The organism is Bacillus sp. SCT118 (genome assembly GCF_058566435.1).
This window is the reverse complement of record NZ_CP191225.1, coordinates 1,341,402-1,356,908: the sequence shown is the minus strand read 5'-3', so window position 1 is coordinate 1,356,908 and position 15,507 is coordinate 1,341,402. Positions and strand designations below refer to the sequence as shown.

Annotated in this window: 17 protein-coding genes, 1 tRNA gene and 1 riboswitch; of the genes, 4 read left to right on the top strand and 14 right to left on the bottom strand. The window is 44.2% G+C overall.

Going from position 1 to position 15,507, the window contains the following annotated elements:
- Window positions 1–301: 301 nt before the first annotated feature.
- The 3 genes from cotQ to ACQVGT_RS06835 all read left to right on the top strand — a co-directional run bounded on the left by cotQ (window position 302) and on the right by ACQVGT_RS06835 (window position 2,260).
- Window positions 302–637, top strand: a complete 336-nt coding sequence (gene cotQ / locus ACQVGT_RS06845) for an inner spore coat protein CotQ (RefSeq protein WP_015483533.1) — start codon at window positions 302–304, stop codon at window positions 635–637.
- Window positions 638–799: 162 nt separating this feature from the next.
- On the top strand, window positions 800–1,255 hold the full coding sequence (locus ACQVGT_RS06840) for a GNAT family N-acetyltransferase (protein ID WP_015384293.1): 456 nt from the start codon (window positions 800–802) through the stop codon (window positions 1,253–1,255).
- 183 nt (window positions 1,256–1,438) lie between these two features.
- Window positions 1,439–2,260 carry a YsnF/AvaK domain-containing protein gene (locus ACQVGT_RS06835; protein ID WP_015384294.1) on the top strand — a complete coding sequence of 274 codons (822 nt, stop codon included), beginning with the start codon at window positions 1,439–1,441 and terminating at the stop codon, window positions 2,258–2,260.
- A gap of 63 nt (window positions 2,261–2,323) precedes the next feature.
- On the opposite strand, the gene ACQVGT_RS06830 is transcribed toward ACQVGT_RS06835, so the two are convergent.
- From ACQVGT_RS06830 to sdhC, 12 genes are all read right to left on the bottom strand, one after another.
- Window positions 2,324–2,397, bottom strand: a tRNA-Arg gene (locus ACQVGT_RS06830).
- Between the two features lie 137 nt (window positions 2,398–2,534).
- The gene (locus tag ACQVGT_RS06825; RefSeq protein ID WP_015384295.1) at window positions 2,535–3,044 is read right to left on the bottom strand and encodes a metallophosphoesterase; all 510 of its coding nucleotides are present in this window, start codon (window positions 3,042–3,044) and stop codon (window positions 2,535–2,537) included.
- A 15-nt stretch (window positions 3,045–3,059) separates the two neighbouring features.
- Window positions 3,060–3,656, bottom strand: coding sequence for an XTP/dITP diphosphatase (locus tag ACQVGT_RS06820; protein WP_015251523.1), 597 nt, complete (start codon window positions 3,654–3,656; stop codon window positions 3,060–3,062).
- Window positions 3,657–3,668: 12 nt separating this feature from the next.
- A complete protein-coding gene (gene rph / locus ACQVGT_RS06815) occupies window positions 3,669–4,406 on the bottom strand; it encodes a ribonuclease PH (protein WP_003246039.1) in 738 nt (245 codons plus the stop codon).
- Between the two features lie 110 nt (window positions 4,407–4,516).
- The gene (gerM, locus tag ACQVGT_RS06810) at window positions 4,517–5,617 is read right to left on the bottom strand and encodes a spore germination protein GerM (protein ID WP_003229578.1); all 1,101 of its coding nucleotides are present in this window, start codon (window positions 5,615–5,617) and stop codon (window positions 4,517–4,519) included.
- A 114-nt stretch (window positions 5,618–5,731) separates the two neighbouring features.
- Window positions 5,732–6,550 carry a glutamate racemase gene (racE, locus tag ACQVGT_RS06805; protein WP_015251521.1) on the bottom strand — a complete coding sequence of 273 codons (819 nt, stop codon included), beginning with the start codon at window positions 6,548–6,550 and terminating at the stop codon, window positions 5,732–5,734.
- Between the two features lie 7 nt (window positions 6,551–6,557).
- Window positions 6,558–6,998 carry a MarR family winged helix-turn-helix transcriptional regulator gene (locus ACQVGT_RS06800; protein WP_003229573.1) on the bottom strand — a complete coding sequence of 147 codons (441 nt, stop codon included), beginning with the start codon at window positions 6,996–6,998 and terminating at the stop codon, window positions 6,558–6,560.
- 243 nt (window positions 6,999–7,241) lie between these two features.
- Window positions 7,242–7,466, bottom strand: a complete 225-nt coding sequence (gerE, locus tag ACQVGT_RS06795; protein WP_003184172.1) for a spore germination transcription factor GerE — start codon at window positions 7,464–7,466, stop codon at window positions 7,242–7,244.
- Window positions 7,467–7,581: 115 nt separating this feature from the next.
- Window positions 7,582–8,025, bottom strand: coding sequence for an acyl-CoA thioesterase (locus ACQVGT_RS06790; protein WP_015384296.1), 444 nt, complete (start codon window positions 8,023–8,025; stop codon window positions 7,582–7,584).
- A gap of 60 nt (window positions 8,026–8,085) precedes the next feature.
- Window positions 8,086–8,847 carry a succinate dehydrogenase iron-sulfur subunit gene (sdhB, locus tag ACQVGT_RS06785; protein ID WP_015384297.1) on the bottom strand — a complete coding sequence of 254 codons (762 nt, stop codon included), beginning with the start codon at window positions 8,845–8,847 and terminating at the stop codon, window positions 8,086–8,088.
- 2 nt (window positions 8,848–8,849) lie between these two features.
- A complete protein-coding gene (gene sdhA / locus ACQVGT_RS06780; RefSeq protein WP_003229567.1) occupies window positions 8,850–10,610 on the bottom strand; it encodes a succinate dehydrogenase flavoprotein subunit in 1,761 nt (586 codons plus the stop codon).
- A 33-nt stretch (window positions 10,611–10,643) separates the two neighbouring features.
- Window positions 10,644–11,252 (bottom strand): succinate dehydrogenase cytochrome B558, encoded by a 609-nt coding sequence (sdhC, locus tag ACQVGT_RS06775; RefSeq protein WP_003222512.1) that lies wholly within the window; start codon window positions 11,250–11,252, stop codon window positions 10,644–10,646.
- A 292-nt stretch (window positions 11,253–11,544) separates the two neighbouring features.
- On the opposite strand from sdhC, the gene ACQVGT_RS06770 reads away from it, so the two are divergent.
- Window positions 11,545–11,991 (top strand): YslB family protein, encoded by a 447-nt coding sequence (locus ACQVGT_RS06770; protein ID WP_003222508.1) that lies wholly within the window; start codon window positions 11,545–11,547, stop codon window positions 11,989–11,991.
- A gap of 43 nt (window positions 11,992–12,034) precedes the next feature.
- Here ACQVGT_RS06770 and ACQVGT_RS06765 read toward each other — a convergent pair whose 3' ends face one another.
- Window positions 12,035–13,261 carry an aspartate kinase gene (locus tag ACQVGT_RS06765; RefSeq protein WP_015384300.1) on the bottom strand — a complete coding sequence of 409 codons (1,227 nt, stop codon included), beginning with the start codon at window positions 13,259–13,261 and terminating at the stop codon, window positions 12,035–12,037.
- 125 nt (window positions 13,262–13,386) lie between these two features.
- Window positions 13,387–13,566: riboswitch (Lysine riboswitch) on the bottom strand.
- Window positions 13,567–13,630: 64 nt separating this feature from the next.
- A complete protein-coding gene (uvrC, locus tag ACQVGT_RS06760; protein WP_015384301.1) occupies window positions 13,631–15,403 on the bottom strand; it encodes an excinuclease ABC subunit UvrC in 1,773 nt (590 codons plus the stop codon).
- Between the last annotated feature and the right edge of the window lie 104 nt (window positions 15,404–15,507).

Below are 15,507 nucleotides of genomic sequence, written 5' to 3'. Positions count from 1 at the left end.
CAACAGCATTTTTTAAAATTATTAGACAATTTTGATTAATCAATCTATATTGTATACGCTTTCATGATTGGTACAAAAGGAATCGCAAATGTTAAAAGTTTTTATAATTTTTTTATTAATCTATCAACAATACACCAGAATTATTTAATTTTATATAAACATGTAAGATTTTATAACACGCTACGGTTCGTATATGGATTGAGTCTGACAGATCATATTGCAATCCATTTCAATTTCGGATAGGCACCCCTATTATTCCCCGGCATACATTAATGGTATCTTGCAAAGAAAAGGTGATACGATGAATAAATCATTAGCAGACATGCAAGGATTCCCTGCAGGCTTTCCAAGCTTCCCGAGCTTTCCGCAGCAGTACTATCCTGCTGTCCCTGCCTTTTACCAGCAAAGCCATCAGCCATTTGGAGGCTACGGATACGGACAGCCGTTCAGCCAGGCATATAGCCCGTTGACCACTCCCTCTGCTATGTACTCCTCTTATCCATACACTTCAGATTTTTTCGGGCAGCAATTTTCAGGCACTGGCTTCAGCGGCCATAGCGGCGGGTTCAGTATTCCGGCGACACACGTCGGCGGGTTCAGCGGAACAGCCGGTGTGCATGGAGGCTTTAGATATTAAAGAAAACTACAAGGGCCGAACAACGATTTCGGCCTTTTTTTCTTTCAAGCATCTTCTGCAACTCATACATTCCAAAAGTGCTTCAATACTGTCAGATTTTCTGTCTTTATAGTTGGAAACAGGATGGAATATGATTAAGATGAATGTTTGAGGAGGAATAAAATGTATATAAAAATAGATGATTTAACTGGACATCAGGTGGTTTCACTGGCGAATGAGCATTTACATAGCATGACGCTTATGTCCCCGCCGGAAAGCATCCATGCCTTAGGTTTAGAGAAACTAAGAGGCCCTGGAATAACATTTTGGAGTGCATGGGAGGGTGATGAACTAGCCGGTTGCGGAGCGCTAAAAGAACTGGACAGCCGGCACGGAGAAATCAAATCAATGCGAACATCTGCATCACATTTAAGAAAAGGCGTTGCCAAACAAATTCTCCAGCATATCATTGAAGAAGCTGGAAAGCGAGGCTATGAGCGGTTAAGCTTAGAAACGGGTTCAATGGCTTCATTTGAGCCGGCAAGAAAGTTGTATGAAAGCTTCGATTTTCAGTACTGTGAACCGTTTGCAGACTATGTTGAAGATCCAAACAGTGTGTTTATGACGAAGGAATTGTGAGACTGCTTTATAAGGATAGATAGGTGCAGGGGAAGGTCTGTCTTATCTATCTTTTTTTATATTCACACATTTTTCACCTTTATGATACACGCCAATGTTTTTAATTTTGTTTAATTCAAAGAACAGCGGGAATTACAAACGACATGAACGATATCATGCAAATTCATAAAGGAGGAGATTGATATGAAAAGCATAGTTGGTGTATACGATACCCCGCAGGAAACCATCGCAGCGATTGAAGGCTTACTCACAAAAGGCTATGATTCTGATGACATTTCTGTTGTGACAAGCCGGCGAGATACAGATTATTTGGAGTCACGTACAGGAACAGAAGTCAATCAAGCTATCGATGCACATCAGGACGAATCTGAATCTTTTTTCGATAAACTGAAAGATTATTTCACAATGGATGATACTGCTACACACAGCAAAGCATTATCCGACTTGGATATTAAAACTGAGGACATAGACAAGTATCAAGAAGATTTGGATGACGGAAAACTTCTGGTGGCCGTCGATACAGATGCAGATGTAATTGCTCCTATTGATAACGGCAATGCCCTTTCAGGCGGCTTTTCAAGCACAAATGAATTGGATTATACAACGAAAGAAGAAAAAACGATGCCGCTCCGAGAAGAACAGCTTAAAGTCGATAAGGAAGACGTTCAAACCGGCGAAGTAGAAATAGGAAAAGAAGTGAAAACAGAAAAAAGAGATATGGACATCCCGGTGAGACATGATGAAATTTATGTCGAACGCCGTCCAGTGGATGAAAATAAAACGGATGCTTCTCCCGTCAACGATTCGGAAGAAATCAGAGTGCCAATCGTTGAGGAAAAGCTGGAAGTGACTAAAAAACCAGTTGTCACTGATGAAGTGGTTGTCGGTAAACGCACTGTTGAAGAAAATGAACATATTTCTGAAACTGTGAAAAAAGAAGAACCTCGTCTGAATAAAGACGGAAAAGTTGACGGCTTGGATGATGATCCGTTAAATAACAAATGAAAATCATAAGACGACAACAAAAAACCTCAAATCCTAAATGGATTTGAGGTTTTTCTTTTGGTACGTCCCAGGAGAGATTCGAACTCCCGACCGACGGCTTAGAAGGCCGTTGCTCTATCCAGCTGAGCTACTGGGACACGTTTTGTTTTTTGTTTTTTTGTTTTTCGCTTTAACTATCAGCGACAAGATTTATTATATATGGGATGCAATAATAAGTCAACGGTTTTTTAGAATTTTTTTCATGAGGAAGAAAATTTTCTTCCTCATGACATTTTCATAGTGTGACTCGGTTTTGCAGATCCTCAATTTCATTGCCTGCTTGGTCGTAAAAACGGACTGTCGCAGCATCATTTTCTAATGTCAGTATAGCATAGCTTTCTGTCCTGCGCACCCTCGGAAGCCGGATGCTGCCTGGGTTAATCATCAGTTTGCCCCGCAGCACTTCGCTTCCCGCGATGTGCGAATGCCCGAAGCAGATAATATCCGCTCCGAGCTCCTCTGCACGATAGTATACGTTTAACAAGGTCTGTTTTATACCGTGAAGGTGGCCGTGTGTGACCAGTATTTTTCTTGAACCGGCAGTCAGTAGAAGCTCGTCCTTAAAATCGCCGGCAAAATCGCAATTGCCTTTTACAACCGCATAAGGCTCCAATGCAGGATGCCTCGTTTCAAGCTCAGAGTCCCCGCAATGAATCATGAGATCAACTTCTGCCTCATGCCGTTTCGCAATGGTTTGGAGTTCTTCTTCAAGCCCATGGCTGTCACTGATAATCAGCACGTTCATGTACAAGCTTCCTCCTTATGCCTCCAAAAGCTTAGACAGCTTTTTAAGCGCGTCAGCCCTATGGCTGATTTTATTTTTTTCATCACTTGTCAGTTCAGCCATTGTCTTATCTTTATCTTTCACGATAAAGATTGGGTCATAGCCAAAGCCATATTCTCCTCTCGGTTCTTCGGCAATATACCCTTCAACATGGCCTTCGACTGTTTTTGTTTCCTCACCGGGAATACTCACGGCCAGTGCGCAGCGGAAACGGGCGGTGCGCTGTTCTTTTTCGATACCTTTCAGCTCGCTGAGCACTTTTTCGATATTTGCCTGGTCGTCTTTCTGTTCCCCTGCATAGCGGGCTGAATAAACCCCGGGTCTGCCGCCAAGATTATCGATTGATAGACCGGAGTCGTCCGCAATCACCATTTTGTTCACTGCTTTGGCAACAGCTTCCGCTTTCAGAATGGCATTTTCTTCAAATGTATGGCCTGTTTCTTCAATTTCTTCTGTGAATCCAATTTCAGCTAAAGATTTGACATCATAGCCTCTTGGCTCAAGAATTTCTTTGAATTCCTTCACTTTTCCCGGATTATGTGTCGCAATAATTGCTTCTTTCATGATGATCAAGCCTTTCTGTCTTTATTTCAGTTCTGGCAGAGAATCACCCAGCACTTCTTTTTGCTTGTCAATCAGCTCTTGAATTCCTTTTTCCGCAAGACCCAGAAGACCGTTCAGATCCTCTCTTGAAAAAGTCGCCTCTTCCCCGGTTCCCTGCAGTTCCACAAAACGGCCGCTGCCTGTCATGATGACATTCATGTCAACTTCAGCGGAGGAATCTTCTTCATAATTTAAATCTAACAAAATTCCCTGTTCCTTATCAATTCCAACAGAGATTGCAGCAAGAAAATCAGTGATCGGATTTGTCTTGATTGTTCCTGCTTTGATCAGCTTGCCAATCGCAATCGCCATAGCAAGAAATGCGCCTGTAATGGAAGCTGTTCTAGTTCCTCCGTCAGCTTGAATGACATCACAGTCAATCCAAATCGTCCGTTCACCGAGCTTTTCCAGATCTACAACAGCTCGAAGCGCGCGGCCGATCAGGCGTTGGATCTCCATTGTTCTGCCGGAAATTTTCCCCTTAGAAGATTCTCTGATTGTTCTTTGGTTTGTTGCCCGCGGCAACATGCTGTACTCTGCTGTAATCCAGCCTTTCCCTCCGCCCCGCAAAAACGGCGGTACGCGGTCCTCAACAGACGCGTTGCAGATTACCTTTGTATTTCCCGCTGTTATTAGAACAGAACCTTCCGGATGGCTGATAAAATCCAAATCGAATGTGATTGGACGCAGCTCATCGTGTTGTCTTCCGTCATGTCTCATGTTTTACCTCCGATTGTATGTACATAAACCATTTTTGTCCCGGAATTGAATAAAGAAAGAGGCAGCCGGAACGCTAACCTCTTTCTTTCTAGTATATCAAAAATCCCAATTTAAAAACTACCCGTATTCACTTGAGAAGGTCTGGAGACCGGTTCTGTGAGCTTTTCGCCTTTTTCATTTACAAGCTCTGATTTTCCGTTCACTTTAACAGAGACGCTTTTTACATCCGGCTGCTCCGTTAACGTCAGCACAATGCTGTTCAGCACTTCTGAAGAAATCATTTTCGTCTTCTCATCGGCGCTGCCGAATATAGATTGATTGAAATCCAACGTCACGCGCCCGTCTTTGATTTTCGGTTTGCTGACCAGCTTTACATCTTCACTGAAGTCTGTTAACAGCCCGCTCACCTTGCTTGGCCCTTTAGCCAATTCATTGATGGCTGCCGTGATGTCGTCTTTTTCCGAATTGTCGATTCGTTTGGTCACCGGCACGTAGTATTCACTGTCTTCGTTTTCCGCCAAGTAGTAGACTGTCAGCGGATGGGTAGCAGTGAGATCATTTACACCGGCTGTTTCCAAATTAATGCCGTCTTTGCGGCTTAAATCATCTGAGATCGGCGTCCCTCCTACAGGCATCTCCTTCAGTTCATGCCCGTTTATTCTCAGCTTCACTTTATCTATCGAACTAAATTGCGTCAGCGTCCACGTCACAGATTGAACGATTTTCTGTTCGTCTTCTTTCTTATAATTTTTGAACTCATTAGAGAAATCAGCTATCGCGGTTCCATCTTTTTTGATGTCAACGTTAACGGTGGTGTCAGCCGGCAATACAGCTCTGAAGCCATTCGGAAGAATTTCAGACACAGGCCCGCCCTGTACGAGGTATTCAAGCGCTTGTTTAGCCGTGCTCTCACTTTTAGGAAGAGGCAGCGTTTGCGCAACAACATACCCGTTTTTATCAATGAGATAAAGCTCCCTCATAACAGTAGATGAGGCTTGATCCGCTTTTGCGGTATCGCTTTTTTCACTTTCTGTTTTTTTGGCTGCTGTTGTATTTGAATTGGCACCCGCTTCATCGTTCACGAATGTAACGTCTTGAGGCGGATCAATTTCCTCGGCTGCCTTATCAGATTGAAACAAACCGCATCCGGATAAAAGCAAGGCAGAGGTGAGACAAGTGGCACCAATGACTGCAGGTCCTTTTTTCAGCATACTTTTCCCTCCTAAGGATGTTTGTACTATTATGTATACGAGCCTCTTTAGGAAATAGACCGAAGAATTCCGGCAAAACAGAAAAAAACCCGCAACATACCGTTGCGGGGAAAACTATCTTCTAATCGGTTCTTGCAGTGAGATACATTCCACATGGCCCACCTCATGCCCAAACCAATCGTCTGCGATTTTCGCAAACTGATCACGCGCTCCTGTTGTCAAGAACTGATGATCCGGGGCATTCGCAGACTGGTTCAGCAGCCCTTTATACGAGAGAATCGTGCTGACTTCCCGGGCTGTTTCATCGCCGGACGAAATAATGTTAACGTGTTCTCCCATATATCTTTGAATGGCTTCTTTCAAAATGGGATAGTGGGTGCAGCCTAAAATCAGCGAATCAATCGATGTATCTTTTAACGGATACAGCGAGGTTTTGACAATCTCGTCTGCTGTTTTGTCAAGAAACTTCCCGCTTTCCACAAAAGGCACAAGCAGCGGGCAGGCAAGGTTTTCAACCTTCAGATCAGGATTTAATGCCAAAAGCGCCTCTTCGTACGCATTGCTCTTAATCGTATTCTCTGTGCCGATGACACCGATATGCTGATTATCCGTCACTTTTATCGCTGCTCTCGCACCAGGCTGAATCACTCCGACCACCGGTATACCGACGCTTCGCTGGATGTCATCCAATGCGATCGCTGTTGCTGTATTACAGGCGATCACGAGCATTTTGATATGGTGGTTTTCGAGTAAATAATTCGTCAGCTCCCACGTATATTGAAGCACCTCTTCTTCAGGGCGCGGCCCATAAGGACACCGTTTCGTATCCCCGACGTAGATAATATTTTCTTTAGGTAGCTGTCTCATGATTTCCTTCGCAACGGTTAAACCGCCAACCCCGGAATCAATGACTCCTATTGGTTGTTCCAACAAAATCGCCTCATTTTCTCTTCATTTCATGCTGCAGTTTCATCAAAGATTTTTCGAAGATGGCTATTTCTTCATCTGTAAACGATTCGAACATATCACGCAGATATTCCTGTCTTTTTGTAATGACCTCTTGGATAATACGTTCTCCTTCAGGCAGCAGATGTATCCGGACAACACGTCTGTCCGCCGGGTCCTTGACCCGCTCAACAAGCTCATTTTTTTGCATGCGGTCGATTAAGTCCGTTGTCGTGCTGCATGCCAGATACATTTTGCCCGATAATTCACCGATTGTCATATCTCCTAATTCATAAAGCCATTGCAAGCCGACAAATTGCGGCGGCGTAATCGCATATTGGTTAAGGATTTCTCGTCCTTTTTGCTTAATGATCGCGGCAATGTGGCGGAGTGACTTTTCAATATCCGCAACATGCTCCAAAGGTTTTGATGTCATTTGTCCATCCCTCACTCAAGGATCTCTTACGCACAAAAGCGTTCCGTGTCTATTTTCCTTCTTTTTTGAAGAAAATGCAAGACTCGCAGGAGAGAAATAGAGGACTTTAGTCAAACAACATCAAGTAATAAAATGTATTTTATGACTTGCCTACGTTTTGCACAGCATTCCAAATATGGTTTCGAATGTTCCAACAAACAGCAATAACCGGCTCCTTCTTAAAAGAAGGAATACCGGCAAGGATTAAAGCTCTAGCTCACCCATTCTAAGAAGCTCAACAACGGCTTGCGAACGCCCTTTCACACCCAATTTCTGCATGGCATTTGAAATATGGTTTCGAACGGTTTTCTCACTGATAAATAGCTCGCTTGCAATCTCCTTTGTTGTCTTATCTTGAACGAGCAATTCGAACACTTCTCTTTCTCTTTTCGTTAGCAGCGGCTTCGATTGAAATTCTTTCTCCTTCAAGTATTGTAACCCTCCTTGCTAAGGTGAGAGCGAATCAGAAACGAATGGGTTTTGATATAGTCGAGATATCATATGTAAGAAGGGCGCAGGAGGTGACGTTTACAAGATAATTAGTTTATCGTGTATGAAGAAGCGTTTCTTTCTCCTCATCCGTCCAGCTGACAGCCTTGCCGCTTTCCTTTGAGACTTGAACCATCACGACTGTCCCGGTGAAGCAGGGCTCGCCTTCGAGGTTCTCTCCGAGATAGTGCAAGGTAAGAGATGAACTGCCGACTGCGCTTGTTTTCACATAGATACGCAACTCTTCATAAGGCATGACTTGGCGCAAATAATCGCATTGCTGGCTTGCCACGACTGTCATGGTCTGTTTGTTTTCACTCATCATATTCAGCTTCTTAAAATAAGAAATCCGCGCCTCCTCAAAATATATAAAAGGGGTTACATTATTCATATGCCCAAACATGTCTGTCTCGGAAAATCTTACGGATACCTCATTGAAAAAAGAAAAGGATGTTTTCCATTCTTGAAACGGCATATCAATATAAGCGGGAAGCTTCATCTTTTTTCATCTCCTTATTGTTTAAAAAAACCTCTCCCATGCGGAAGAGGTTTTTTCTTCTTATACTCTGTCGCTTCCGAAGAAATTGCGGAACGCTTGTAAGTTTGTATCTCTATTCAAGGCTGCAATCGAAGTGGTAAGCGGAATCCCCTTTGGACAGGATTGAACACAGTTTTGCGAGTTGCCGCAATCTGCAAGACCGCCTTCATCCATTAATGCTTCTAATCGTTCAGATTTATTCATGGCGCCTGTCGGATGTGCGTTAAACAGGCGGACTTGCGACATCGGTGCAGGCCCCATGAACTTCGATTTGCTGTTCACATTCGGGCAAGCTTCGAGGCAGACGCCGCATGTCATGCATTTTGATAATTCATATGCCCATTGACGGCGTTTTTCCGGCATTCTCGGCCCCGGTCCTAAATCGTACGTACCGTCAATCGGTATCCACGCTTTTACTTTTTTCAATGAATCAAACATTCTGCTGCGATCAACCTGCAAATCACGAACGACTGGGAATGTTTTCATTGGTTTTAAACGGATCGGCTGTTCAAGCTGGTCGATAAGCGCCGTACAAGACTGGCGGGGTTTTCCGTTTATGACCATTGAACATGCGCCGCATACTTCCTCAAGACAGTTCATATCCCATGTGACAGGGGTTGTCTTCTCACCTTTGACATTAACCGGATTCCGGCGGATTTCCATCAGAGCGGAAATGACGTTCAGATTCGGGCGGTATGGAATCTCAAATTCTTCATCGTAAGGCGTGCTGTCGGCTGTATCTTGACGTGTGATAATAAATCGTATGGTTTTTTGTTCAATCATGATTATTTCGCCACCTTCTTCTTCGAGTAATCCCGTTTCCGAGGCGTTATCAGTGATACATCGACATCCTGATACTCAAATTCCGGCGCTTCATACGGGCTTACATGTTTAGCCATTGTTGTTTTGAGCCATTCGTCATCATTACGTTCAGGATAATCTGGTTTATAATGGGCGCCCCGGCTTTCATTACGGTTGTATGCGCCAAGGGTAATCACCCTCGCAAGCTGAAGCATGTTCGAGAACTGGCGTGTGAACATCGCTCCCTGGTTGCTCCATTTTGTCGTGTCATTGATGTTGATCTTTTTGAAGCGCTCCATTAACTCCTGAATTTTGTCATCCGTTTTCAAAAGCTTGTCATTATGGCGGACAACCGTTACGTTCGCCGTCATCCACTCACCGAGCTCTTTGTGAAGAACATAGGCATTTTCGGTTCCGTCCATACTCATAATATCAGCCCATTTTTCTTCTTCTTTCTTAACATGAGCGTCGAATAGGGATGAAGACATGTCTTCCGCTGAAGATTCTAAGCCGTTTACATATTTCACCGCATTCGGTCCGGCCACCATGCCTCCGTAAATCGCAGACAGCAGGGAGTTCGCTCCCAAGCGGTTGCCGCCGTGCATAGAATAATCACATTCCCCAGCCGCAAACAGTCCAGGGATGTTTGTCATTTGATCGTAATCCACCCATAAACCGCCCATAGAATAATGGACCGCCGGGAAGATTTTCATTGGAAGCTTCCGCGGGTCGTCTCCCATGAATTTCTCATAAATCTCAATGATGCCGCCAAGCTTAATATCAAGCTCTTTCGGATCTTTATGAGACAGATCGAGATATACCATGTTTTCACCGTTAATGCCGAGCTTCTGGTTCACACACACATCAAATATTTCGCGTGTCGCAATATCACGCGGCACCAGGTTTCCGTATGCCGGATATTTTTCCTCCAGGAAATACCACGGTTTGCCGTCTTTATATGTCCACACGCGCCCGCCTTCTCCACGCGCTGATTCACTCATCAGTCTTAGTTTGTCATCGCCCGGTATGGCTGTCGGGTGGATTTGAATGAATTCTCCGTTTGCATAATACGCTCCCTGCTGATAAACGATTGATGCAGCAGATCCTGTATTAATCATGGAGTTCGTTGATTTTCCAAAAATGATTCCCGGTCCGCCCGTCGCCATAATGACAGCGTCTGAACGGAAGGATTCAATTTGCATGTTTGTCAGGTTTTGTGCAACAATTCCGCGGCAGGTTCTGTCATCATCTAAAACAGCGCCAAGGAATTCCCAGCCTTCGTATTTTGTGACCAGACCCGCAACTTCGTATCTGCGGACTTGCTCGTCCAGTGCGTAAAGCAGCTGCTGTCCCGTCGTCGCACCAGCATAAGCAGTTCTGTGGTGCTGTGTACCCCCGAATCGGCGGAAATCAAGCAGGCCTTCAGGCGTCCGGTTAAACATGACGCCCATCCGGTCTAATAAGTGGATGATAGAAGGCGCCGCTTCACACATCGCCTTGACCGGCGGCTGGTTGGCAAGAAAGTCTCCCCCGTATACCGTGTCATCAAAATGTTCCCACGGAGAGTCACCTTCCCCTTTTGTATTGACCGCTCCGTTTATGCCACCTTGCGCACAAACCGAATGAGAACGTTTGACAGGAACAATGGAAAACAGCTTAACCGCCATTCCTGATTCCGCTGCTTTAATTGTCGCCATGAGGCCGGCAAGACCCCCGCCGACTACGATAATGCTTGATTGACTCATGATAGCCCCTCTCCCTCTAGTAATCTAGTACTCTTAAACAAATGCAAAAATCGCTTTTAAGCCTACGTATGACAGTGCAACAAAAATAATCAGCGTAACGTATGTCGAAATTCTTTGAGAACGAGGCGTTACCGTGATGCCCCATGTAACAGCGAAAGACCATAAACCGTTCGAGAAGTGGAAAATTGTTGATAAAACACCGACAATGTAAAAACCAAGCATAGCCGGAGAGCTCAAAATATTCGCCATCATGTCGAAATTGACCTCAGCGCCCATTTGTGCAGCAATGCGGGTTTCCCACACGTGCCAGCTGACGAAAATGAGGGTGATGATACCGGTTACACGCTGCAGGACGAATAGCCAGTTTCTCATGTAGCTGTATTGGCCTGCGTTATTTTTCGCAGTAAACGCTATGTACACACCATAAACTGCATGATAAATTAATGGTAAGAAGATAATAAAAATTTCCAAGGCATACCTGAAAGGCAGACTATCCATAAAATGAGCAGCGCTATTGAATGCTTCAGCGCCCCTTGCGGCAAACTGGTTGACGACTAAATGCTGAATAAGAAAGATGCCGACCGGTATGACGCCAAGCAAGGAATGCAATCTTCGAAAATAAAACTCTCTGTTCCCAGACATTACTTTACCCCCTGTTTGATAAGTGCGAAATGTGCTAAATCTCTTCCCCCACTTCTTTCAATTGTAAGCACTTTATTAAGATTTATTGACAATTTCATTTTACTCCTCCCTCAAAAGGGCGTCAAGAAAACGCGTACATAAATTATAATTTTCCGAATTGATTAGTTGATTGAAAAATTTTATTTTATCAATATATATTTCTTGCTTAATTTTTCATAAGAATTACAGGATCATTCTGTAATCCTCCCCCCTGTTTGAGCTATAATATACGCAGGAGAGAGGGGAGACAGATATGAAGTCTAAATTTGAAGCATCTATTGACAACCTAAAAGAAATTGAAATGAACGCCTATGCCTACGAACTAATACGAGAGATCGTTCTCCCAGATATGCTTGGCCAAGATTACTCTTCCATGATGTATTGGGCAGGAAAACATCTCGCCCGTAAGTTTCCTCTTGAATCATGGGAGGAATTTCCGGCCTTCTTTGAAGAAGCGGGCTGGGGAACCCTCACCAACGTAAGCGCTAAAAAACAGGAGCTTGAATTTGAACTTGAAGGGCCGATCATTTCCAACCGGCTTAAACATCAGAAAGAACCTTGCTTTCAGCTGGAGGCTGGTTTTATCGCTGAACAAATTCAATTGATGAATGATCAGATTGCCGAATCATATGAACAAGTGAAAAAGAGAGCCGATAAAGTGGTTCTGACTGTGAAATGGGATATGAAAGACCCAGTGTAATCAAAAAGGCGGTGACTGCATAGTCCCGCCTTTTTGATTGTCATTACACAGCTGAAGGGTGTTTTGAAAGCTCAAATGCATCGTGAAGCGACTCGACTGCTTTCACCATGTCATTTTCGCTTACGACTGTTGACACTTTGATTTCAGAAGTGCTGACCATTTTGATTAAAATGTTTTTTTGCGCCAGTACAGCAAACATTTCAGCCGCTACACCAGGATTTGAGACCATGCCGGATCCAACAATGGATACTTTAGCCAATTTGCTTTCTGTCTCGATTTTCTCAAATTCCAGCGCGTCTTTATACTCTTCAAGCACCGCAACGGTTTGGTCTGCATCTTCTGTTTTGACAGAGAAGGAAATTCCAGTCTTGTCCTCGGCCTGCGTTTGGATAATGATATCTACGTTTATGTTTCTTTTGGCAAGTGTTGTAAAAATAGTAGACAAAGTTGTCAGGCCGCTAGTCAGCCCGTAAATGGTTACTCTTGTGATTTGATCTTCAAATGCAATGCCTCTGACAATTAAATTCTGTTCCATGGATGATTCCTCCTCAATTAATGTTCCCGCTTCGGTTTCTGTACTTGAACGCACTTCTAACGGCACTTGGTAATTTTTCGCGAACTCAACTGCTCTCGGATGAAGAACACCGGCGCCTAAATTGGCAAGCTCAAGCATTTCATCGTATGAGATGCCCGCAAGTTTTCTCGCTGATTTCACATAGCGCGGATCGGTTGTAAACACGCCTGGCACGTCTGTGTATATGTCACATTTATCAGCTTTTAAAGCGGCAGCCAAAGCAACTGCTGTTGTATCTGAACCGCCCCGGCCCAATGTCGTAATTTCACAATCCTCTGTCATGCCTTGGAATCCTGCAACAATGACAATTCTTCCTTTTTCAAGCTGGTCTGCTAAAACCGAAGTGTCGATATCTGTAATTCTGGCGTTTCCGTGAATGGCCTCCGTACGGATTCCCGCCTGCCAGCCAGTATAAGACACAGCGTCATAGCCTTTTTCCTGCAATGCCATTGAAAGGAGTGAAATCGTGACCTGCTCGCCTGTCGCCAGCAGCATATCCATTTCACGTTTGCTCGGCTGGTCAGAAATAGCTTTTGCAAGGCTGACCAATTCGTCAGTGGATTTTCCCATTGCTGAAACGACGATAACGACTTGATGGCCTTTCTGTTTTTCTGCAATTGCGCGGTTTGCCGCATTTTGAATTTTTTCGACTGAGCCGACGGAAGTGCCTCCGAATTTTTGTACAATAAGACCCATGTATTACCACCCTTTACATTTTGGTTCGTGCGGGTGAGGAGAAAGAGCGCTTTGTCCACAATAAAAAAAGCAATGAGAGGAATACTCTCATTGCTTATCAATTAATCATCATGAATGATTATGAACAACGAGATAGCCCTCCAAGAAAATGATTTCTTGACAGCCTTACATTTATTCAATGCACGGCCAGCAAATAATACCGATGGGGTTTTATTTGCTTCGGCGACGCTCCCCTTTCAGCCTTTTTCACAGAATCCATCTTTCTCCAAAGGCATACTCTTGAAGTTCGCACCTCTATCTTCACCATATAACACGATCTAACTATGAAATTAGTTCACATTTTATCAGATCTTATTTAAAAGGACAACATTATTTTTGCAATTTGTCGTAAAGGAGCTGAGCCGCCGCTGCGGGAACACCGGCTTTTTTGATGTCCTCAAGGCTTGCTTCCTTCATTTTTTTAACGGAACCGAAATGCTTTAACAGCATTTTCTTTCTTTTCTCTCCGATACCCGGGATGTCGTCCAAAACGGATTGAAACGCGCTTTTTCCGCGGATTTGCCTGTGAAAACTGATTGCAAAACGGTGCACCTCGTCCTGAATGCGCTGCAGGAGGTAAAATTCCTGGCTGTTTCGTTCCAGATACACCGCCTCCAGCGGCTCACCGATCAGTAAATTTGAGGTTCTGTGTTTTTCATCTTTCGCTAAACCGGCGATCGGGATATCCAAGCCGAGTTCATTTTCAATGACATCCCTTGCTGCGTTGATCTGCCCTTTTCCTCCGTCAATGATGATCAGATCGGGCAGCGGCAGATTCTCACGAAGCACTCTCGTATAGCGTCTTCTGACAACCTCTCTCATAGAACCGTAATCATCCGGCCCTGTAACAGTTTTGATTTTATATTTGCGGTATTCCTTTTTGTATGGTTTGCCGTCGATAAACACAATCATCGCGGAAACCGGGTTTGTCCCCTGTATGTTTGAGTTATCAAACGCTTCAATTCTGTGCGGCGTATAAATATTTAATGCCTCACCTAGTTTCTGCACAGCCCCGATTGAACGCTCCTCGTCCCGTTCGATTAAAGAGAATTTTTCTTTCAATGCGATTTTCGCATTTTTATGGGCCAGCATGAGCAGTTCTTTTTTCGGGCCTTTCTTCGGCTGGTGAACGTTTGTTTCCAGCAGCTGCTCGATCATGGATTGATCTACGCTGTCCGGAACTAAAATCTCCTTCGGAAGGAAGTGGTTGTTTTTTGAATAGAACTGCCCGATGAACGTGAGGAACTCTTCATCAGCTTCCTGATAAAGCGGGAACATGCTGACATCGCGTTCAATGAGCTTTCCTTGGCGGATGAAAAAAACCTGCACGCACATCCAGCCCTTATCGTACGCGTACGCGAATACATCACGGTCGACTAGATCGTTCATCGTCATTTTTTGTTTTTCCATCGTTGATTCAATATGGGCAATTTGGTCACGAAGCTCTTTTGCTCGTTCAAACTCAAGATTCTCAGCAGCTTCATGCATTTTCTCTTCAAGATCTTTTTTGACCTCATTATAGCCGCCCCTTAAGAAACGTGTAATGCTTTCAACCAGCTCTCTGTTCGTCTCTTCGGAAATATCCTTTACGCACGGAGCGAGGCATTGGCCCAGATGATAGTAAAGGCACACTCTGTCCGGGAGCTTGGAGCATTTTCTGAGAGGGTACAGACGGTCGAGCAGTTTTTTTGTCTCCCTTGCTGCCTGTACATTCGGATACGGCCCGAAATAGCGCCCTTTGTCTTTTTTGACATTGCGGGTGACAATCAGCCTTGGGTGGCGTTCATGGGTGAGTTTTATGAAAGGATAGGTTTTGTCGTCTTTGAGCATGACGTTGTATTTCGGATCATGCTTTTTGATCAGATTCATTTCTAAAATAAGCGCTTCAAGATTGGAGGACGTCACGATATATTCAAAATCCTCGATTTCCGTCACAAGCCTTTGGGTTTTCGCGTCGTGAGAGCCGGTGAAGTAGGAGCGTACTCTGTTTTTCAGCACTTTTGCTTTCCCTACGTAGATCACAGTCTGCTGCCGGTCCTTCATGAGATAACAACCCGGTTGATCAGGAAGGAGGGCGAGTTTTTCTTTCAGTTGTTTGTTCATATGTTACCCTTCCTTATGTTTAATCCTTTATTCCCAGTTTAACACGAACGTTTGTTTTTCTCTATGATTCACAATTGGCGAATAAAAAAAGCGATCCCTCAATC

Excerpts from the sequence above, each read along its gene's own strand:
- ACQVGT_RS06840 (WP_015384293.1), top strand. The coding sequence starts at position 800 with ATGTATATAAAAATAGATGATTTAACTGGACATCAGGTGGTTTCACTG.
- ACQVGT_RS06765 (WP_015384300.1), bottom strand. The coding sequence starts at position 13,261 with ATGGGTCTTATTGTACAAAAATTCGGAGGCACTTCCGTCGGCTCAGTC.
- ACQVGT_RS06770 (WP_003222508.1), top strand. The coding sequence starts at position 11,545 with ATGAAGTCTAAATTTGAAGCATCTATTGACAACCTAAAAGAAATTGAA.
- rph (WP_003246039.1), bottom strand. The coding sequence starts at position 4,406 with ATGAGACATGACGGAAGACAACACGATGAGCTGCGTCCAATCACATTC.
- ACQVGT_RS06800 (WP_003229573.1), bottom strand. The coding sequence starts at position 6,998 with ATGACATCAAAACCTTTGGAGCATGTTGCGGATATTGAAAAGTCACTC.
- ACQVGT_RS06790 (WP_015384296.1), bottom strand. The coding sequence starts at position 8,025 with ATGAAGCTTCCCGCTTATATTGATATGCCGTTTCAAGAATGGAAAACA.
- sdhB (WP_015384297.1), bottom strand. The coding sequence starts at position 8,847 with ATGATTGAACAAAAAACCATACGATTTATTATCACACGTCAAGATACA.
- cotQ (WP_015483533.1), top strand. The coding sequence starts at position 302 with ATGAATAAATCATTAGCAGACATGCAAGGATTCCCTGCAGGCTTTCCA.
- gerM (WP_003229578.1), bottom strand. The coding sequence starts at position 5,617 with ATGCTGAAAAAAGGACCTGCAGTCATTGGTGCCACTTGTCTCACCTCT.
- ACQVGT_RS06835 (WP_015384294.1), top strand. The coding sequence starts at position 1,439 with ATGAAAAGCATAGTTGGTGTATACGATACCCCGCAGGAAACCATCGCA.
- sdhA (WP_003229567.1), bottom strand. The coding sequence starts at position 10,610 with ATGAGTCAATCAAGCATTATCGTAGTCGGCGGGGGTCTTGCCGGCCTC.
- ACQVGT_RS06825 (WP_015384295.1), bottom strand. The coding sequence starts at position 3,044 with ATGAACGTGCTGATTATCAGTGACAGCCATGGGCTTGAAGAAGAACTC.
- sdhC (WP_003222512.1), bottom strand. The coding sequence starts at position 11,252 with ATGTCTGGGAACAGAGAGTTTTATTTTCGAAGATTGCATTCCTTGCTT.
- uvrC (WP_015384301.1), bottom strand. The coding sequence starts at position 15,403 with ATGAACAAACAACTGAAAGAAAAACTCGCCCTCCTTCCTGATCAACCG.